This window comes from Mesorhizobium sp. 1B3 (assembly GCF_050958605.1).
Classification (GTDB): domain Bacteria; phylum Pseudomonadota; class Alphaproteobacteria; order Rhizobiales; family Rhizobiaceae.
This window is the reverse complement of record NZ_JBJHDO010000013.1, coordinates 119,488-138,784: the sequence shown is the minus strand read 5'-3', so window position 1 is coordinate 138,784 and position 19,297 is coordinate 119,488. Positions and strand designations below refer to the sequence as shown.

Annotated in this window: 19 protein-coding genes and 1 pseudogene; 6 read left to right on the top strand and 14 right to left on the bottom strand. The window is 64.0% G+C overall.

The features are described 5' to 3' along the window. Window positions 1-33 precede the first annotated feature (33 nt). The 3 genes from ACCO56_RS27590 to ACCO56_RS27580 are packed head-to-tail and all read right to left on the bottom strand — an operon-like array spanning window position 34 to window position 3,271. Window positions 34-1,017: a TAXI family TRAP transporter solute-binding subunit gene (locus ACCO56_RS27590; RefSeq protein ID WP_433644123.1), complete on the bottom strand. Its 984-nt coding sequence runs from the start codon at window positions 1,015-1,017 to the stop codon at window positions 34-36. 38 nt (window positions 1,018-1,055) lie between these two features. Next, the gene (locus ACCO56_RS27585; RefSeq protein WP_433644122.1) at window positions 1,056-2,390 is read right to left on the bottom strand and encodes an aspartate aminotransferase family protein; all 1,335 of its coding nucleotides are present in this window, start codon (window positions 2,388-2,390) and stop codon (window positions 1,056-1,058) included. Beyond that, window positions 2,387-3,271 carry a MurR/RpiR family transcriptional regulator gene (locus tag ACCO56_RS27580; RefSeq protein ID WP_433644121.1) on the bottom strand — a complete coding sequence of 295 codons (885 nt, stop codon included), beginning with the start codon at window positions 3,269-3,271 and terminating at the stop codon, window positions 2,387-2,389. The genes ACCO56_RS27585 and ACCO56_RS27580 overlap by 4 nt, the downstream gene beginning before the upstream one ends. Window positions 3,272-3,447: 176 nt before the next feature. On the opposite strand from ACCO56_RS27580, the gene ACCO56_RS27575 reads away from it, so the two are divergent. Then, the gene (locus tag ACCO56_RS27575; protein WP_433644120.1) at window positions 3,448-4,311 is read left to right on the top strand and encodes a hypothetical protein; all 864 of its coding nucleotides are present in this window, start codon (window positions 3,448-3,450) and stop codon (window positions 4,309-4,311) included. Window positions 4,312-4,344: 33 nt separating this feature from the next. Here the strand turns inward: ACCO56_RS27575 and ACCO56_RS27570 are convergent, their stop codons facing one another. From ACCO56_RS27570 to ccmA, 5 genes are all read right to left on the bottom strand, one after another. Then, window positions 4,345-4,926 (bottom strand): DsbE family thiol:disulfide interchange protein, encoded by a 582-nt coding sequence (locus ACCO56_RS27570; RefSeq protein ID WP_433644119.1) that lies wholly within the window; start codon window positions 4,924-4,926, stop codon window positions 4,345-4,347. Beyond that, complete coding sequence (gene ccmD, locus ACCO56_RS27565) at window positions 4,923-5,096, bottom strand: heme exporter protein CcmD (protein ID WP_433644118.1); 174 nt, start codon at window positions 5,094-5,096, stop codon at window positions 4,923-4,925. Before ccmD ends, ACCO56_RS27570 begins: the two co-directional genes overlap by 4 nt. Continuing rightward, window positions 5,093-5,863 carry a heme ABC transporter permease gene (locus ACCO56_RS27560; protein ID WP_433644117.1) on the bottom strand — a complete coding sequence of 257 codons (771 nt, stop codon included), beginning with the start codon at window positions 5,861-5,863 and terminating at the stop codon, window positions 5,093-5,095. The genes ccmD and ACCO56_RS27560 overlap by 4 nt, the downstream gene beginning before the upstream one ends. A gap of 74 nt (window positions 5,864-5,937) precedes the next feature. Beyond that, on the bottom strand, window positions 5,938-6,603 hold the full coding sequence (gene ccmB / locus ACCO56_RS27555; protein WP_433644116.1) for a heme exporter protein CcmB: 666 nt from the start codon (window positions 6,601-6,603) through the stop codon (window positions 5,938-5,940). A 523-nt stretch (window positions 6,604-7,126) separates the two neighbouring features. Further along, window positions 7,127-7,735 (bottom strand): heme ABC exporter ATP-binding protein CcmA, encoded by a 609-nt coding sequence (ccmA, locus tag ACCO56_RS27550; protein WP_433644115.1) that lies wholly within the window; start codon window positions 7,733-7,735, stop codon window positions 7,127-7,129. A 278-nt stretch (window positions 7,736-8,013) separates the two neighbouring features. Here ccmA and acnA point away from each other — a divergent pair, with 278 nt between their 5' ends. The 3 genes from acnA (at window position 8,014) to ACCO56_RS27535 (ending at window position 12,582) form a co-directional block, all read left to right on the top strand. Next, the gene (gene acnA / locus ACCO56_RS27545) at window positions 8,014-10,707 is read left to right on the top strand and encodes an aconitate hydratase AcnA (protein WP_433644114.1); all 2,694 of its coding nucleotides are present in this window, start codon (window positions 8,014-8,016) and stop codon (window positions 10,705-10,707) included. A 278-nt stretch (window positions 10,708-10,985) separates the two neighbouring features. Continuing rightward, window positions 10,986-11,738, top strand: coding sequence for a DUF1223 domain-containing protein (locus ACCO56_RS27540; protein WP_433644113.1), 753 nt, complete (start codon window positions 10,986-10,988; stop codon window positions 11,736-11,738). 466 nt (window positions 11,739-12,204) lie between these two features. After that, window positions 12,205-12,582 (top strand): DUF2794 domain-containing protein, encoded by a 378-nt coding sequence (locus ACCO56_RS27535; protein ID WP_433644112.1) that lies wholly within the window; start codon window positions 12,205-12,207, stop codon window positions 12,580-12,582. A gap of 108 nt (window positions 12,583-12,690) precedes the next feature. Here the strand turns inward: ACCO56_RS27535 and ACCO56_RS27530 are convergent, their stop codons facing one another. The 6 genes and pseudogenes from ACCO56_RS27530 to ACCO56_RS27505 form a co-directional block, all read right to left on the bottom strand. After that, entirely contained in the window at window positions 12,691-13,251 is a 561-nt protein-coding gene (locus tag ACCO56_RS27530; RefSeq protein ID WP_433644111.1) for an N-acetyltransferase family protein, read from the bottom strand. Between the two features lie 24 nt (window positions 13,252-13,275). Then, on the bottom strand, window positions 13,276-13,887 hold the full coding sequence (locus ACCO56_RS27525; protein ID WP_433644110.1) for a LysE family translocator: 612 nt from the start codon (window positions 13,885-13,887) through the stop codon (window positions 13,276-13,278). Window positions 13,888-14,001: 114 nt separating this feature from the next. Then, window positions 14,002-14,442, bottom strand: coding sequence for a PAS domain S-box protein (locus ACCO56_RS27520; RefSeq protein WP_433644109.1), 441 nt, complete (start codon window positions 14,440-14,442; stop codon window positions 14,002-14,004). Continuing rightward, entirely contained in the window at window positions 14,443-15,618 is a 1,176-nt protein-coding gene (gene metB, locus ACCO56_RS27515) for a cystathionine gamma-synthase (RefSeq protein ID WP_433644108.1), read from the bottom strand. A 38-nt stretch (window positions 15,619-15,656) separates the two neighbouring features. After that, window positions 15,657-15,787, bottom strand: a pseudogene (locus ACCO56_RS27510) (sulfurtransferase); the annotation flags it as partial. A gap of 72 nt (window positions 15,788-15,859) precedes the next feature. After that, window positions 15,860-16,702: a LysR family transcriptional regulator gene (locus ACCO56_RS27505; protein ID WP_433644107.1), complete on the bottom strand. Its 843-nt coding sequence runs from the start codon at window positions 16,700-16,702 to the stop codon at window positions 15,860-15,862. Window positions 16,703-17,064: 362 nt separating this feature from the next. Between ACCO56_RS27505 and ctaD the strand changes: the two genes are divergently transcribed. Together ctaD and ACCO56_RS27495 are read left to right on the top strand one after the other, a co-directional pair. Continuing rightward, a complete protein-coding gene (ctaD, locus tag ACCO56_RS27500; RefSeq protein ID WP_433644106.1) occupies window positions 17,065-18,660 on the top strand; it encodes a cytochrome c oxidase subunit I in 1,596 nt (531 codons plus the stop codon). Between the two features lie 12 nt (window positions 18,661-18,672). After that, window positions 18,673-19,284, top strand: coding sequence for a Tim44/TimA family putative adaptor protein (locus tag ACCO56_RS27495; RefSeq protein WP_433644105.1), 612 nt, complete (start codon window positions 18,673-18,675; stop codon window positions 19,282-19,284). The last annotated feature ends 13 nt before the right edge of the window (window positions 19,285-19,297 follow it).

Sequence of the window (19,297 nt, the reverse complement as noted above, 5' to 3'; positions counted from 1 at the left end):
CCAGTGCCCGCCATGTTGCCTTAGACGGCAAGCTTATTTGAGCCAGCCTTTCTCCTTGTAGTACTTCTCGGCTCCGGGATGGAGCGGCGCCGAGAGCCCGTCCTTGATCATCTTCGCCGGGTCGAGGTTGGCGAAGGCCGGATGGAGCGCCTTGAAGTCCTCGAAATTCTCGAAGGTCGATTTGACGAGCTGGTAGACGGTTTCCTCCGGAACCTTGGCGGAGGTGACCAGCGTGGCCAGCACGCCGTAGGTTTCGGTGTCGTCGGGATTGCTGTTGTAGAGGCCACCCGGAATGGTTGCCTTGGCGTAATAGGGCGATTCCTCGAGCAGCTTGTCGACGGCCGGCCCCGTCAAGGAGACGAGCTTTGCGCCGCAGGTGGTCGTCGGATCCTGGATATTGGCCGAGGGGTGGCCGACACCGTAGAAGAAGCCGTCGATCTTGTTGTCGCACAGCGCCGGGCCGTGCTCGTCGGCTTTCAGCTCCGAAGCCAGCGAGAAGTCTCCGAGCGTCCAGCCCATCGCGCTCAGCAAGCGCTCCATGGAATCGCGGGTTCCCGAACCTGGATTGCCGACATTGAAACGCTTGCCCTTGAAGTCCTCGAACTTCGTGATGTTTGCGTCAGGGCGGGCGAGCACCGTGAACGGCTCCGGGTGGATCGAGAAGACCGAGCGCAGATCGGAATGCGCCCCGCCCTCCTTGAAGGCGCCCTCGCCCTTGAAGGCGTTGTACTGCACGTCCGACTGCGTGGTGCCGAAATCGAGCTCGCCTTCCTTGATGGCGTTGACGTTGAAGGCGGAGCCGCCGGTCGACTCGACCGAGCAGCGGATGCCGTGGGTCTTGCGGTCCTTGTTGAGGAGACGGCAGATGGCGCCACCGGCGGCGTAATAGACGCCGGTGACGCCGCCCGTGCCGATCGTCACGAAATTCTGCTGCGCCGAGGCGCTGCCGCAGAACAGCAGCGCCGCCGACAGCACTGCGGTTTGGGCGGCGGCCCGGAATGTTTTGGCCTGAAGCATCCGATTTTCTCCCATTGGTGATTCGCCTAGGTCAGTGGTTATTGTGCAACGGCGGCAATCGCCGCGTCGATGGCATCGCCGAGTCGCTCGACGATGCGGCCGATGTCTTCGCGGTCGGCTATGAAAGGCGGCGCCAAGAGCACATGGTCGCCGAGCCGGCCGTCGATCGTGCCGCCCATCGGATAGACCATGAGGCCGCGAGCCATCGCCTCCCGCTTGATGATGCCGTTGAGTTTCACGGCTGGATCGAACGGTGCCTTCGTCGTCCGGTCGGCCACCAGTTCGATGCCGCGGAACAGGCCGCGGCCGCGGATGTCGCCGACATGATGATGGTTGCCGAGGCGTTCCGTCAACCGGTGCTCGAGCTCCTCGCCCATCGCCACGACATTGGCGAGAAGCCCCTCGCGACGGATGGTCTGCTGGACCGCCAGGCCGGCGGCGGCGGCCATGGGGTGGCCCATATAGGTGTGGCCGTGCTGGAAAAAGCCGGATCCCTGCTCGAAAGCCTCGAAGATCTTACCCGACAACAGAACCGCGCCGATCGGCTGGTAGCCGCCGCCAAGGCCCTTGGCGATGGTCATCAGGTCGGGAGCGACACCCTCCTGCTCGCAGGCATGCAAAGTGCCGGTCCGGCCCATGCCGCACATCACCTCGTCCAGGACGAGCAGGACGCCGTAGCGATCGCAGATTTCCCGAATGCGCTTGAAATAGTCCGCCACCGGCGGCACCGCGCCGGCGGTCGCGCCGACAACCGTTTCGGCGACGAAGGCAAGCATCTGATCGGGGCCGAGTTCCAGGATCTTGTCCTCGAGTTGACGGGCGGCGCGTTCGGCATAGGCCTCGTCGCTCTCGCCGGCCTGTTGCAGCCGATAGGCGTAACAGGGGTCGATATGATGCGTCTCGATGAGCAGCGGCCGGAACTGTTCGCGTCGCCATTCATTGCCGCCGGCCGCGAGCGCGCCGAGCGTATTGCCGTGGTAGCTCTGCCGCCGGGCGATGATGTGCCTGCGCTGGGGTTCGCCCTTCTCCACGAAATATTGCCGGGCCATTTTCAGCGCGGCCTCGACGGCCTCGGAGCCGCCGCTGACGAGATAGACATGGCTGAGCCCCGCCGGCGCGTCTTCGATCAGGAGCTCCGCAAGCTCCTCGGCCGCCTCGCTGGTGAAGAAGGCGGTATGGGCGTAGGCGAGCTTGTCGAGTTGCGCATGCAGGGCCGAGAGCACGGCCGGATGACCGTGGCCGAGGCACGAAACGGCGGCACCTCCCGACGCATCGATATAGGCTTTCCCCGATGCGTCGAAGATCTCCATGCCGCGGCCACCGACGGCCACGGGCGGATTCGAACGGATAACGCGCTGCAGGAGTCTGGTCACGAGCGTTTGGCCCTGTTCTTGATATGCGTGTTGAGCGCCGCGGACTGGCGATCGGCACGGGCGATGGCCTCCCTCGCCGCATCACCCCCGTGCCCGGCGACGAGCGCTCCGAGGATCTCGGCGACCATGAAGGCCGGTGCCATGGTGTGCAGGAAGGACGGACTCTCCGTCGGAACGACGACGGCGGCGGCGGCAAGCTGCGCCAGCGGCGCGACCGGGCTGTCCGTGATGGCGACGATCCGGACGCCAAGGGATTGAGCATAGTCGACGATCTCGACGGTCTGGCGCGTATAGGGCATCACGCTGACCGCGACGAGAACGTCCTGCGAAGCAGCGCTGCTCAGAACATCCGGCCCGATGCCGCCGGCGCTTTCGAGCATGGTGGCGTTACCGCCGGCCAACGCCAGCATGTAATGAAGATGCCACGCCACCGGATAGCTCGAGCGCAAGCCGAGGCAATAGACTCGTCGGGCCCGCTCGATATGCCGCGCCGCCTCCACCAGGCTTTCGAGGCCTGCCGAGTCGGCGAGCGCGACGACGTGGATGCCGGCCCCGCGCAGGATCTCGGCGGCCAGAGCCTGGTCGCCCTTCAGCCTCTGGTTTTGCGCCTGAGCATCGACGCGCGGAGCAAAGCCTGAATCCTCGCCGCGAAGGTAGTCCGCATAGAGCTGACGCACGTCTTCGTAGCCGGCAAAGCCGAGATGCTTGGCAAGCCTTGTCATGGTGGCCGGCTGGACCTCGCCCCGCCTTGCCTGCTCGCGCATCGACAGCAGCGCGACCTCCCGCGGATTGTCTAGAATGTAACGGGCGGCCGCCTGCAGCTGTTTCGACATGTCGTCGAAACCATCCACGATCGTGTCTGTCAGCGGCCCCCTCTGCATCGAGCCAAGCTAGCCACTTGCCCGCAGTCTTGCAACAATTGTTTCATCGCAAAACCGAATGACTGGATTGGATCATCGGCGTACCGACTGGAAAGTGACAGCCGTGTCCGGCTTGAGCATCGGGTAGTCCTCCCTAGTTTCCTTCTGATCAAGCCAGGACATGGAAGGAACATTGCATGAAACCCTGCTTTGTGGTGATAGGCCTGCTGTCGGTTGGCGGGCTGGCTTCGATGACCGCCCCGGCCTTTTCGGAGACTCCCATCCGCGCGCTGGCGGAATGGTCGCCGGTCCGCCCCCCGGCTGGCCTTGGCGATAGTCAGCCGCCGCTGGTGCGCCTCGCCCAAGCGGAGGCCGACCGCGAACAGGGTCCGAAGCGGATGTCGGATCGTGGCGGAGATCGCGCCGGCCCACGAGGATGTTGCCGGGGCGAGATGCCCAGGATGGGACGCATGGGCCACCATGGCGAAGCGCATCGCCGGGGCCCTGTCGGGCTCAGGATCGCGGCAAGATTGGCACAGACGGAGACCTATGTCGGAATCACATCGGCGCAGCTCGACGTTTGGCGCGCCTATACCTCGGCCCTGATCGATTTCTTCGAGCGGCCAGCTCGGGATCGCGACGAGGGTGGCCCACGTCCGTCCGACGCACCGCCGCCGCCCTCGCAGGATGAGGCCGGACCAGCGCCAGCCGATGCCGGGCCTGCCCTGTTCGCCGACCGTCTCGCCGACCGGGCGATCGCACGGGCGGACAAGGCGAGAGCCCTCAAGACGGCCCTCGATGCACTTCGAGCCCAGCTCACTCCCGAACAGCTCGACAGGCTGATGAAGGCCGATCGCGCTTTCGGGCCGCATCGGCGTCATCATGACTCCGGCGGGCCTCACCACCGACAGCGGGCCGGCATGCCGTCAATGTCTCCCGAGGACATGCCTGCGGCATCGCCCGGGGATATGCCCGAGGCCTCGCCGCAAGACATGCCCGATACCGAGGAGATGCCTACCGAAACGCCCGAGGATACATCTCCGGAAGATCCCCAGGAATAGCCACCGTCCGCGGCAGAGCGAACCTGCAAAAAATCAGGAAGCCGGAGCCGACAGCGCCTTCTCGATTTCCGGCAGCAGCCGGTCCCTGACGGCTCCGGGCGTCAGCGGGCCGACATGCTTGTAGAGGATGGTGCCGTCCTTGCCGACCAGGAAGGTCTCCGGCACGCCATAGACGCCCCAGTCGATCGCCGTGCGACCCTTTTCGTCGACGCCGAGGGCGCCGAAAGGATTGCCGAGATCGGCGAGGAAGCGGCGGGCGTCTTCCGGCCGGTCCTTGTAGTTGAGGGCCGAGATGCCGAAACGCTTGTCCTGGGCGAGCGCCATCAGCACCGGATGCTCCTCGCGGCAAGGGCCGCACCACGAAGCGAAGACGTTGACCAGCGTGACCTTGCCGATGAAATCCTTGGAAGCGAGGCCGGGCAGACCAACGCCCTCGAGCGGGGGCAAGTCGGTCGCGGGAGCCGGCGACCCGATCAGCGCGGAAGGGATGACCGAGATGTCACGGCCGGAATAGAGCTGCATCAGGAACACGCCGGCTAAGGCCACGAACACCGCCAGCGGCAGGAGCACGAAGATCTTGCGCGGCTTCCTCGCATTTTCGGCTTCGCTGCTCATGCCTTTGCCCCGCCGTCGCGATCGGAACGACGGCGCACGCCACGCGCCTCGAGTTCGAGGAGTTCGCGGCGCCGGCTCCTCTGGTCCACGAGCAGCCAGCCGATCAACCCGGCAAGCACCAGCACGGTGACCCCGTAGGCGACCGCGACGTAGAGGGCGTGGGCGCTCATGCCGGCGCCTCCGTGGTTTCGGCGCGCCGCGCCGCCACCCGCCGCATGGCCGTCACGCGGCGGCGCCAGATTTCGGTGCGCATCGCCATCAGATGCAGGGCGAAGAACAGGATGGTGAAGCCGAGCGCCATGACCATCAGCGGCCAGAGCAGGCTCGGATGGATGGTCGGGCCATCCAGGCGGAACACCGAGGCCGGTTGGTGCAGCGTCGCCCACCAGTCGACCGAGAACTTTATGATCGGGATATTGATGAAGCCGACCAGCGCGATGACGGCGGCCGCCCGCGCCGAGCGCGAAGGGTCGTCGAGCGCGCGGGTGAGCGCGATGATGCCGAGATAGAGAATGAAGAGCACGAAGACCGACGTCAGCCGGCCATCCCACACCCACCAGGTGCCCCACATCGGTTTGCCCCAGACCGAGCCGGTGATCAGCGCCAGCGCCGTGAAGACGGCGCCGATGGGCGCGGCCGCCTTCAGCGCGACATCGGCGAGCGGATGGCGCCAGACCAACGTGCCGAGCGCCGAGATGGCCATGACCGTGTAGCACATCATCGACAGCCAGGCGAAAGGCACGTGAATATACATAATGCGCACGGTGATACCTTGCTGGTAATCCTCGGGCGCGGCGAAGCTCATATAGAGGCCGGCGGCGAGAACCAGCGTCGCCAGGCCCGCGAGCCAGGGGATCAGCCGGTCGGCCAGCGCGACGAAACGCGTCGGGTTGGCCAGATCGGTCCAGCGGAGGGACTGGGTGCTCGTCTCGTTCATCGCCGTTAAATAACCTCGCGACCTCATGTCCGCAATTCGCCGACTTTGCCGCATGTCCGGCGGCAAAGGGTGGATCAATCCGCCGAATAGCGCAATGCCGCCGCCGCCGCGATGGGGCCGATCACGGCAAGGAACAATGTGAGCGCGGCAAGAATGAGGAAAGGCGGCAGGAAAGGGTTTGGCTCGGCCACTGCCGCGTAAGCCGCCGAGACGCCGAAGATCAGCACCGGGACGACCAGCGGCAGCACCAGCACGGAGACCAGAACGCCGCCGCGCGGCAGCGCGACGGCAACGGCCGCGCCGGCCGCCCCGATGAAGGCGATGGCCGGCGTGCCGACGAGCAGCGTGAGCGCCGTCGCTCCGATGCCGACAGCCGACATGTTCATGAACAGGCCGAAGAGCGGCGCCGCAACGACCAGCGGCAGGACGCTCACCGTCCAATGTGCCAGGCATTTCACGAAGACGGTCAGCGCCGGCATGTGCCTGTCGCGCGCGATCAGCAGCGCATCCAGCGAGCCGTCCTCGCGGTCGGCCTGGAACAGCCGGTCTAGACCGAGCAGGCTGGAGAGCAGCGCGCCGATCCACAGGATCGCCGGCCCGATGCGGGCGAGCAGGTTGAGGTCCGGCCCGACGGCAAAGGGCACCGCGGTCACGACCGCCAGGAAGAACAGGACGCCGGTCAGCCCGCCGCCTCCGGCGCGTATGCCTAGCCTTGTCTCGCGCAGGAAGAGGGCTAGCATGGAGGGGGCGCTCCGCAGCCTAGGTCGCGCTCTACGTTGCCCCCCTCTGTCCTGCCGGACATCTCCGCCCCAAGGCTACGAGATTCACACATCCGGCGGAGCTTTCTGGAGCGCCCCTCATCCGACCGCGCTTGGCGCGGCCCCCTTCTCCCACAAGGGGAGAAGGGGGAGTTTTGCAGAAGCGCTCCTGCCAATCGCAAACGCTGGCGATTGGCATGAGCGCTGCGGCCGTCTTGCCTTCTCCCCTTGTGGGAGAAGGTGGCCGACAAGCTTGTGACGCGGCCAGGCCGCGGCACAAGCGCCGGAGGTCGGATGAGGGGTGTTCCAGAGACCGCCGACGATACGTGAGATGTGTGAATGTCGTAGCCCACAAGGGGGGAGATTGGCTGTGGCTGGCTACGGCGTTTGTTCTGCAATGTTGCCGATTGGCGAAAACCAAGCGGGCGGCCAATCTCCCCTCTTGTGGGGGAGATGTCCGGCAGGACAGAGGGGGGCAACGTCGAGCGCGACACCACAAGACCTGTCATCCCACCCGCCCCTTCATCGCTAGTGTCTTTCCTTCCAGCCCCAACGGCAGATGCGTCGCCGCGACGATGATGCCGCCACCCTCGAGATGGGAGCGCATGAGCCCGGCGAATCGCTCCTCCGACGCCTTGTCGAGCCCCGCCGTGGGCTCGTCGAGCAGCCATACCGGGCGGTGGCTGACCAGGAGCCGGGCGATCGAGGCGCGCCGCCTCTGGCCGGTCGACAGGTATCCGAACGGCAAATGTCCGATCGCCTCCAGCCCGACCGCTTCCAGCGCCTCGTCCACCGCCAGGCGCGCCGCGCCATTGTAGTCCTGCCAGAAGCGCAGGTTCTCCGTGACGGTGAGAGCCGCCTTCATCGCGTTCTGGTGGCCGAGATAGTGAAGCGCGCCGCCAAGCGTCCGCCATTCCTCGCCGCCGTCCTCGAGCGCGACGCGGCCGGCCGAAGAAGGCAGCAACCCCGCGATTACCCGCAGCAGCGTCGATTTGCCGGCGCCGTTCGGTCCCGTGACGACGAGGCTCTCGCCCTTGCCAAGGGCGAAGCCGAGATCGGAAAACACCGTTTCCCCGCCGCGTTCGCCTGCCAGTTTCTCGGCAATCAGCCGCATCTTCATCCCGTAGCCGGAGCCTCTTGGCGGGCCATGTGCACCGCGGCGAAATTGCCGATTCTCGGTCTAGAACTATTCCAGGAATTTCTCTATATGCGTCTGGACCATGCCAGCGGTCGGCATGGGAAACATATTTGCGCCGAACCAGCGCGCGCGCCGCCTTGAACGGCCGGGTGCGAGGGGGCGGACAGCGGAAATGGCCGTACCCGCACCTTTGCGCGTGATTCCAGCATGCCGAGGCGTCCGTTCCCAGGCAGAACAGACCAATGGGATCGCACGTGTCCAAATCTCTCGACAGTTTCAATTCCCGCAAGACGCTGAAAGTCGGCGACGCGGAATATGTCTATTACGACCTCGTCGAGGCCGAAAAGAACGGCCTGACCGGCATTGCCCAGCTTCCATACTCGATGAAGGTGCTGCTTGAGAACCTGCTGCGCAACGAAGACGGCCGCTCCGTCACCAAGGAAAGCATCCAGGCGGTCGCCGGCTGGCTGACCGACCGCGGCAAGGCCGGCGTCGAGATCGCCTACCGCCCGGCACGCGTGCTGATGCAGGACTTCACCGGCGTTCCCGCCGTGGTCGACCTTGCCGCCATGCGCGACGGCATCAAGGCGCTCGGCGGCGACCCCGAGAAGATCAACCCGCTCGTTCCCGTCGACCTGGTCATCGACCACTCCGTCATCGTCGACGAGTTCGGCACGCCGATGGCCTTCGCCCGTAATGTCGAGTTGGAATACGAGCGCAACGGCGAGCGCTACCGCTTCCTGAAATGGGGCCAGCAGGCGTTCCGCAATTTCCGCGTGGTGCCGCCCGGCACCGGCATCTGCCACCAGGTGAACCTCGAATATCTCGGCCAGGTCGTGTGGACCAACACCGGCGAGGACGGCGACATCGTCGCCTACCCCGATACTTGTGTCGGCACCGATTCGCACACCACCATGATCAACGGTCTCGGCGTTCTCGGCTGGGGCGTCGGCGGCATCGAGGCCGAGGCGGCCATGCTCGGCCAGCCCGTATCCATGCTCCTTCCGGAGGTCATCGGCTTCCGCCTCACCGGCAAGCTCAAGGAGGGCGTGACCGCCACCGACCTCGTGCTGACCGTCACGCAGATGCTGCGCAAGAAGGGCGTGGTGGGCAAGTTCGTCGAGTTCTTCGGCCCCGGTCTCTCCAACATGACGCTCGCCGACCGCGCCACGATCGGCAACATGGCGCCGGAATATGGCGCGACATGCGGCTTCTTCCCGGTCGACGCCGAGACGATCCGCTATCTCACCATGTCCGGCCGCGCCGAGAACCGCATCGAACTGGTCGAAGCTTATTCGAAGGCGCAGGGGATGTGGCGCGACAACAGCTCGCCGGACCCGGTCTTCACCGACCTGCTCGAGCTCGACCTCGCCGACGTCGTGCCGTCCATGGCCGGCCCGAAGCGTCCCGAGGGCCGCATCGCGCTCGAAGGTGTCGCCTCGGGCTTCGCCAAGGCGCTCGAGACCGAATACAAGAAGACGGCCGATGTCGCCAAGCGCTACGCCGTCGAGGGCACTGATTTCGATCTCGGCCATGGGGATGTGGTCATCGCGGCCATCACGTCCTGCACCAACACCTCCAATCCGAGCGTGCTGATCGGCGCAGGGCTGCTTGCCCGCAATGCCAACCGCATCGGCCTCAAGCAGAAGCCTTGGGTAAAGACCTCGCTCGCCCCCGGCAGCCAGGTCGTGGCGGAATATCTGGAGAAGTCCGGCCTGCAGAAGGAGCTCGACCAAATCGGCTTCAACCTGGTCGGTTTCGGCTGCACCACCTGCATCGGCAATTCCGGCCCGTTGCCGGGGCCGATCTCCAAGACCATCAACGACAAGGGCCTGATCGGCGCGGCCGTGCTGTCCGGCAACCGCAATTTCGAAGGCCGTGTGTCGCCCGACGTGCAGGCGAACTATCTCGCCTCGCCGCCGCTGGTCGTGGCCTACGCGCTCGCCGGCACCGTCACCAAGGACCTCACCACCGAGCCGATCGGCGAGGACCGCGACGGCAATCCGGTGTTCCTCAAGGATATCTGGCCCTCCAGCCAGGAGATCGAGGAGTTCATCGCGAAGAACGTCACCCGCGAGCTCTTTGCCCGCAAATACGCCGACGTCTTCAAGGGCGACGAGAACTGGCAGCAGGTCAAGGCGCCGAGCGGCCAGACCTATGCCTGGGACGACAAGTCGACCTATGTGCAGAATCCGCCCTATTTCGCCGGCATGGGTGCCAAGCCCGGTCAGATCGGCGATATCAAGGGCGCGCGTATTCTCGGGCTGTTCGGCGACAAGATCACCACCGACCACATCTCGCCCGCCGGTTCGATCAAGGCGGCTTCGCCGGCCGGAAAGTACCTGATCGACAATGGCGTGGGCGTCGCCGACTTCAATCAGTACGGCACGCGGCGCGGCAACCACGAGGTCATGATGCGCGGCACCTTCGCCAACATCCGCATCAGGAACCACATGCTGGGGGAGAACGGACGCGAGGGTGGCTACACCATCCATTATCCGTCCAAGGAAGAGATGCCGATCTACGACGCCGCCATGGAATACCGCAAGGAGGGCGTGCCGCTCGTGATCTTCGCCGGCGTCGAATACGGCAACGGCTCGTCCCGCGATTGGGCGGCCAAGGGCACCAACCTGCTCGGCGTGCGTGCCGTCATCGCCCAGTCCTTCGAGCGTATCCATCGCTCGAACCTGGTCGGCATGGGCGTGATCCCCTTCGTGTTCGAGGAGGGCACTTCCTGGGCCTCGCTCGAATTGAAGGGCGACGAGACAGTCACCATCGACGGCCTGGAGACGATCAAGCCACGCCAGAAGATGCACGCCACGGTCACCTTCTCCGACGGTACGGTGAAGAACGTGCCGATCGTCTGCCGCATCGATACGCTCGACGAGCTGGACTACTTCAAGAACGGCGGCATCCTGCAATACGTGCTGCGTGATCTCGCGGCCTGATCCCTCGCCTCCGCAACAGCGTCACCGGGCCTCCGCGCCCGGTGATTCCTAAAGCGTGTCACCCGAATCCGATTGCCAGCGATACGCTTTAGGTTCTCGATTTGCGCATGTCTTTCCCGAAACCGCTGCACACTTTCGGGAGACATGCTTGTGTCCTGGCCGGCGGCGGCCGGGCTCTGATTTCAAGCGAACGTGACTTCCCGTTGAAATACGCTTCTGCCAGTTTGTCCGCCAAACAAAACAGCCGGCAAAGCTGGCGCAATGTGACGGAACGGCCAATGGGTTTTCGGCAACTTGTCCGGCTGGCGGCAACGGCGCTGGCCACGGCAGCTCTTGCTGGGCAAGCCGGCGCGGGCGAGTCCAAACAGCCGAAAGGGGTGATTGAACTCTTTACCAGCCAAGGCTGCAGTTCCTGTCCGCCCGCCGATGCCGTGTTCGGCGAGATGGCGGACAAGGGCGACGTCGTGGCGCTGGCCTATCATGTCGATTATTGGGACTATCTCGGCTGGCGCGACACGCTCGCCAATCCCGACAACACGGCGCGGCAGAAGGACTATATGCGCGCCTTCGGCAGCCGCTCTGTCTACACCCCGCAGGCCGTTATCAACGGCCGTACCCATGTCAACGGCTCCAACCGGCAGGCTATCGAGACCGCGCTTGCCGAGACTGGCGGCCTGCCCGTCGCCGTTTCCGTCAAACATGCCGGCGACAGCATGGTGATCGAGGTCGGCGAAAGCAGCGGGACCAACCAGAAGGCGCATGTGTTGCTGGTTTATTACGACCTGGCGACGCCGATCGCCATCCGCGACGGCGAAAACCAGGGCCGCACGCTTTACTACTGGAATCCCGTGACCGGCATCCAAACCGCCGGCATATGGCACGGCGCGGTGGCCCGATTCGAAATGCCGGTCAGCGAAATCGCCAAGAAGGGCACGGGTGGTTGCGCGGTGCTGCTCCAGGCCGTCGGCAAGGACGGCGCACCGGGCCCGATTCTCGGCGCGGCGACCATACCGCGTGCCGACAGCCTGTGATTCGGTTTCGAGCTTTCGCCGGGGAAAGCGGCGCGATACGAAATACTGTTGGTCGAGCCGGCTCATAGGCAATAAAAAACCGGCGCCAGCCGTAACTGACACCGGTTCAGTCGATTTGGGATCGTCGCACCCGGTTCCTTGCTAAACCGAGGTTGGTTCGATCCGACGCGGGCCCGTGGGCGGGGGGCTTGGGGTTTACGAGCCGGTGCCGGACCGAACCGTCTCAGGCAACGGGTGAATGGTCGCCAGAGATTGGGGCGACAGATTGGATAATTTGTGGCGACATTGTGTCACAGGATCACCAATTCTAACGTGACCGCCTAGTTTGTGACCTGACGTGAACGTAAAGTTTCAATTGGTTTGCAGTTTTTGTGAAAGCTGAAAATTTGAGCGAAGGCTTGCTTTTGCGGAATGAAAGGGCAAACTGCCGAAGAACTCGATCAAAACTTGAGGAAAAGGTCGAAATATGACGGATCGCGGTGCCGGAACGGAGGGTAGGGACGAATCCGCAATATTGATCCCCTTCCAGGCACGCCGAGAACGATCTGATATGCCTGTCACATTCAATCGGCGGGAGCTGGACCAGATTCTTCGCCTTTATGGCCAAATGGTAGCGGCCAATGAGTGGCGGGACTATGCGATCGACCATCTTTCCGACCGCGCCGTTTTCTCGGTTTTCCGGCGCGCCAGCGAGACCCCGCTCTTTCAGATCGTCAAGGATCCCCGGCTCGCCCGCAAGCAGGGCGCCTATTCGGTGATCGCCGCCACGGGGCTGATCCTGAAGCGTGGCCACGAACTCGCCCGCGTGCTCGGTTTCTTCGACAGGAAGCTGAAGGTGGTTTAGCCGTTCGTGCGTCCTTCGAGGCCCGCTTCGCGGGCACCTCAGGATGAGGATCATAGCGCCGACCTTCCTCATCCTGAGGTGCCCGCGAAGCGGGCCTCGAAGGACGCACTATGACTCCTTTCGGAAATTCCTCTCCGGCAAGGAATCCGGATCGGGCGCCAGGGACGAGCCGCCATTGAGCGCGAGCTGCATGATCACCGTGTCGAGCCAGCGCCCATGCTTGTAGCCCGTTCCTTCCATCGTGCCACAAAGGCGAAAGCCCATCGCTTCATGAAGGCGTACGGAGGTGCTTTGCGGCGAGCCGTCGCCGATCACCGCGACGATCTGCCGGAAGCCCAGCGCCTCGCAGGCGTTTATGAGCCCCTGTAGCAACAGTCGTCCTACGCCGCGCCCCTGATGGTGAGGAGCGATGTAGATGGAATCCTCGACGATGAAGCGATAGGCAGGCCGCGCCCGGAACGGACCGGCATAGGCGAAGCCGACCACGCACCTGGCTTCCTCCGCGACGATATAGGGGTAAGAGCCGTCCTGAAGAGCGGCGAAACGCTCACCTATTTCGGCCCGGGACGGAGCTTCGAGCTCGTAGCTCGCCGTGCCATGGCGCACCGCATGGGCATATATGTCGGTGACCGCATCGAGATCGGTCGTGGTCGCCGGCCTTAATATCATCGATCGGGCTTTCTGCATGGGACGTCAGCGCGCCGCGATCGCCGCCGCCGCTCCAGCCATGGTGGTGGCGCTGACGCGGTTGGCGATGCGCATGGCGCGCGCGCTCTTCAACAACCGGCGCGCCTGCGCCGCGGCGAAGACCCAGGCGAGATCGATCGCGATCAGAACGATTGCCAACGTGAGCGTCAGCTCCATCCAGCCGAGCAGGGTGACCGAGGCCAGATCGATGATGGTGGGCAGGAGCGCCATGTAGAACATCATGATCTTGGGATTGCCGAGGGTCACGGCCATGCCCGCCAGGAACATCTTGACGGCTGAGTCGTCGCTCGGCATGTCGCCTTCCGACACGACCACCGGCGCAGTCCACATCTTCCAGGCGAGATAAGCGAGATAGACGACGCCAGCCCATTTCAGGACCGTGAAAGCGAGGTGGAAGGTCTGCGCCACGAAAGCGAGACCGAAGACCGCCAGGGACAGCCAGATCGCTTCCCCGATCCACATCGCAGCCAGGAACGGCAGCACGTCGCGATGCCCCTTGGCGATGACACGGGCGACAAGCGCGGCAATCGACGGTCCTGGCGAGCCGGCCGCGACGAAGAGCGCGGCCGCGAATATGAGAAGCGAGGTCGGTTCCATGGCGTGCCTCAAAAGCTGAGACGGGGACCTTACAGCAGCGAACTCGGTTTCGGAATCGGTCCGTTGTAGGAGATTTGTTGTTTTCGCACCCGCGCGGCCATCATTGGCCTGAACTTAGGCGGAATGTCCGGCCGCTTGTCGTTTAAGACGGCGTATTTCTTCGAAGCGGGTCGTCACATCCCGCAAGATAGCAGCCATACCGTGGATCTCATGGGTGCCATCACGAAGCAGGATGATCGTGAACTCGACTGAAATCTGGCGGCCGTCCTTGGTCACTGCTGGTACCGCCAGCAGGTCGCCTTCGCCATAGCGTGTTTCGCCGGTTGCCATGACGTGTTCCCATCCGCTCCAGTGCCGCTGCCTGAGCCGTTCGGGAATAATGATGTCCAGCGACGCTCCGAGAGCTTCCTTCCGGGAGAAGCCGAAGATGCGAACTGCGCCAGGGTTCCAGAAGCGGATCACACCCTGTCGGTCGGTTGCAAGAATGGCGTCGCCCGAGGCGGCGAGAACAGCTTGTGCCAAGCCGTCGATGACCTGCTCCAGATCGCGTCCCATTTACGGCTTTGCCCGCCCGGCGGTGACAGCCGCGGCAAGCCCGCGTTCCAGATCGGCAACGAGATCGACCTCGGCCTCGAGACCCACCGAGAGGCGCAGCAGCCCGTCGCCGATGCCGGCGGCCCGGCGAGCCTCCGCTCCCATGCCGGCATGGGTCATCGTTGCCGGGTGGGCGACAAGGCTTTCCACGCCGCCGAGCGACTCGGCCAGCGTGAATATCTTCACCGCCTCCACAAAGCGGCGTACCGCGTCGACGCCGCCGGCGAGCTCGAAGCTCAGCATGGCGCCGAAACCGTCCTGTTGGGAACGCGCCAAGACGTGACCCGAGTGAGATGCAAGTCCCGGATAATGGACGACGCTTACAGCCTCGTGCTTCTCCAGGAAAGAAGCGACCACAGCGGCGTTCGCCTGCTGGCGCTCGATGCGCGGGAACAGCGTCCGTATCCCACGCAGGGTCAGATACGCGTCGAACGGGGAGCCGGTCACTCCGGTAATGTTGGCCCATGCCCGCAACTGTGCCAGATCAGCCTCGGCGGCGCAGACCACCGCGCCGCCAACGACATCGGAATGGCCGTTGAGGTATTTGGTGGTGGAGTGGACGACGAAGTCCGCCCCAAGTTGGATCGGCCGCTGTAGCGCCGGCGACAGGAAGGTGTTGTCGACGGCAACCTTTGCGCCCGCTTCCTTCGCTCGCCGTGCGATGGCACGGATGTCGACCACGCGCATCAGCGGGTTGGACGGGGTCTCGACCAGCACCAGAACTGGCCTGCGCGCAAGCACGGCGTCGAGCGCGGCAACGTCGGATTGGTCGATGTAGACGACGCCGAACTGGCCTTTGTCACGGCGAGCACCAAGAAGCCTGTAGGTGCCGCCATAGCAATCGTGCGGCGCAACGATCAGGTCGTCGCGGCCGGCAAGCGACAGAACGAGATCGACGGCTGCCATCCCCGACGACGTGACGACGGCGCCAGCGCCACCTTCGAGCTGCGCCACCGTGTCGGCAAGAAGGTCGCGCCCCGGATTGGCGGTGCGACCGTATTCGTAGCCGCGGTGTCTCTCGAAACCGGAAAAGGCAAAGGTGCTGCTGAGGTAGAGCGGCGGCGTCACCGCCCCATAGCTCTCATCGATGGCAACGCCGTTAGCGGCTGCAACAGTCCTGGGATCACGCTCGCCCATCTTGTCCTATCCGTTTGCGCTCGAGCGATTCCCAACAACTATCTGCCGAGCCAGACGGTACCGCTCTCGTTGACGACTGGCACGCCGACGGCGTTGCCGTATTCCAGGAGCCATCGTAGTTACGGGTATCGTATCCGGGCAAGCGCTTAAACGCGAACCAAAAGCGGCTCGGCTCGACCGCTCGCCGAGCAGATGATCGCCGTGGCCTTGGACCGGCAGCCATTGCCCAGCGCCCGCCGCGTCACTGCCGAACCACCACCTCCTTGAGCCCTCTCAGCGCGTCCTGAACGTCGCTCCGTCCTTCCGCTGATTCCGGATAGACGGCATAGGCAGGGTAGGTGAATTCCGGCGCCCCCGCGACGAGTTCCAGCTCTCCCGCCTGGATATGGGGAGCCGCCACCCCTCTTCGGAAATATCCCATTCCGCCGGCGCGCAGAATGTAGTTGAGGCCGAGGGGGCCGAGCCCGACAAGAAGTCCGGGCTCCCCGAAGGCAGCCTGTCCGAAGCCGGCTTCGGCGGCGAATTGAGGCCCCCAATCGACATGAACATAATCGAGAGGTTCGTCGTCCCTGGCCGGCGTCCTGACCAGCACGAGCTGTTCTTCTTCGACGAGCTCGACCTTGAAGCCGGGCAGAAGCTTGGGTGCATAGAGCACCGCGAGATCGAGTACGCCCGTCCTCAACTGCTCCAGCAACTGATCGGGCACGCCGACATGCGCATGGATCGCGATCTTCGGCTGCTCCCTCTTCATCCAGACGAGCCAATCGAGCAGGAGCGGATTCCACAAGCTGAGCTCGCCTCCCAGCGCCACCACGCTGGTCCGCCCTGGCGGGATGGTGAGCTGCTGTCGCGCACGTTCCCATATCTGAACGAAGGATTGCGCGAAGCGCTCGAACTCGCGGCCGGCCGGCGTCAGCGTCGCACCGTTACGGGTGCGGACGAACAGCTGGCGCCCGAGCCCTTCCTCAAGGGTACGGATACGCGCGCTCACCGTTGTCTGGGTGACGTGAAGGCGATCCGAGGCCTTCAGGAAGCTGCCGGTATGGACGATCTCCAGAAACGTTCTGGCCCGATCGATATCCATGAAGCGCACTCCTTAAATGCAATTTTTTTGTAGTCATACAGCATTTAATTCCGTTTGCCTTCCTGTTTCAGCACGCGCAGGCTGGCTTCGACAACAGCGGAAACGACATCATCGCCCTGCTCTATGCACGAATGGCGCCAGGTCATCGCGTGTGCCCGCAAGCCACTCGTCATAGGCGTCCGATATGCCTGGAGCAGGACACAGACCGTTTATCCTCAACCCCACGGCATTCCCATGGAGACGTGATCGTTAGGGACTGATCCACAAGACACAGGCAAGGCCTGGCGCCATCGCGACGACGGCATCTGACGCCGTCCCGTTCCGAAACCACCGGGCCTGCCGCAATAGAAAGGCAGGACGAGATGTCAGACACGGCCAGCAGCGAGATCGATCACAAACCGGGCTTCGTGGCGCGCTGGCTGTTCTCCACCAATCACAAGGACATAGGTACGCTCTATCTCGTCCTGTCCATGCTTTCGGCTATCCTCGGCACCGGCCTGTCGGTTCTCCTGCGTGCCGAATTGCAGGAGCCGGGGCTGCAGATATTCGCCGATCCCAGCCTCTTCAACGTCGTCGTCAGCTCGCACGGCCTGGTGATGATCTTCTTCGTCATCATGCCGGCGCTGATCGGAGGCTTCGGCAACTGGTTCGTGCCGATCGTCATCGGCGCGCCTGACATGGCGTTTCCGCGCATGAACAACGTCTCGTTCTGGCTGCTGGCAACGTCGCTCGCCCTGTTCATCCTGTCGATGTTCGTTCCCGGCCCGCCCGGCTCCACCGGTCACGGCGGCGGATGGACGCTCTATCCCCCCTACGCGACGGACGGCCAGCCGGGTCCGGCGGTAGATCTCGTCATCCTGTCGATCCACCTGTCCGGCGCTTCTTCGATCCTCGGCGCGATCAACTTCATCACCACCATCTTCAACATGCGCGCGCCCGGCATGACGCTGCACAAGATGCCGCTATTCGCCTGGTCGATGCTGGTCACGGCATTCATGCTGCTCCTTGCGCTGCCCGTGCTTGCGGGCGCCATCACCATGCTGCTCACCGACCGCAACTTCGGCACGGCCTTCTTCGCGCCACAGGGCGGTGGCGACCCGATCCTCTACCAGCACCTGTTCTGGTTCTTCGGGCATCCGGAAGTCTACATCATGATCCTGCCCGCATTCGGCATCGTCAGCCATGTCGTGTCGACTTTCTCCCGAAAACCTATTTTCGGCTATCTGGGCATGGTCTACGCGATGGTGGCGATCGGCGCTATCGGCTTCGTCGTGTGGGCGCACCACATGTACACGTCGGGCATATCGCTGGATTCGCAGCGATACTTCGCCTTCGCGTCGATGGTCATCGCTGTGCCGACCGGGGTGAAGGTGTTTTCCTGGATCGCCACAATGTGGGGCGGTTCGATCACCTTCAGGACGCCGATGCTCTGGGCGCTGGGCTTTGTGATGCTCTTTACGATAGGCGGCGTGACCGGGGTCGTGCTCGCCAATCCCGGCGTCGATCGCGCGCTGCACGACACCTACTACGTGGTGGCGCATTTCCACTACGTCCTGTCCCTTGGCGCTGCCTTCGCGATTTTCGCCGGCTTCTATTACTGGTTCCCGAAGATGTCGGGATACATGATGAGCGAGACGCTGGGCCGGCTGCACTTCTGGCTTACCTTCGTCGGCGTCAATCTCGTCTTTTTCCCGCAGCATTTTCTCGGCTTGGCCGGCATGCCGCGTCGCTATGCCGACTATCCGGACGCGTTCGCCGGTTGGAACTTCGTCTCCTCGATCGGCTCCTACATCTCGGCCGCGGGCCTGGTCGTCTTCTTCGTCGCCGTAGCGGAAGCTTTTGCACGCAAGCGCAGGGCGAAAGCCAATCCCTGGGGCGAGGGCGCGACGACCCTGGAATGGACGCTGTCCTCGCCGCCTCCATACCACCAGTTCAACCTTCTGCCCCGCATACGCTGATGGAGGATCGCCGTGAATGAAACCGCCGACATCGCAAACAACATTCCCGCCATTGTCCTGCTCTCGATGTGGTGGGCGTTCCTGTCGACGCTGGACATGCTGCTTACGCCACGCGAGCCCGACAAGGCGGACCGCATAGCCGCCAAGCCCGCGGATGGCGACGAGCAAGCCACCCCGGATGATCCAGGTTTGCGGGAGTTTCGCAAACTCGATCCGGAGTTCAACGCGGAGACCTTCCTGAGAGGAGCGGAGCGCGCCTACGAGGCTGTCCTTCAAGCTTACGCGGCAGGCGATCTGGCAACGCTGCGACCGCTTCTCTCCACCGAGGTGCTGGAGACCTTTGCCGAAGCCTGTGCGGAAAGGATCGCGAGACAGGAAACGCTGGAGCTTACCTTCATCGGGATCGAATCCGCCGAGATCGTCGGCGCCGCGACAACCGCCGAGGCAATGGAGATCACCGTGCTCCTCCGGGCGCATGTCGTCAGTGCCGAGCTCTCGGCCACGGGCGATGTTCTTCGCGGCGATCCCCTAGCCGTCATGATGACGACCGACCTCTGGACATTCTCCCGCCCGATGCCAGCTGGCGGCGCTGAATGGCGCATCGTGGCAACCGATGAAGGCTGAGACCGGCCAGCGC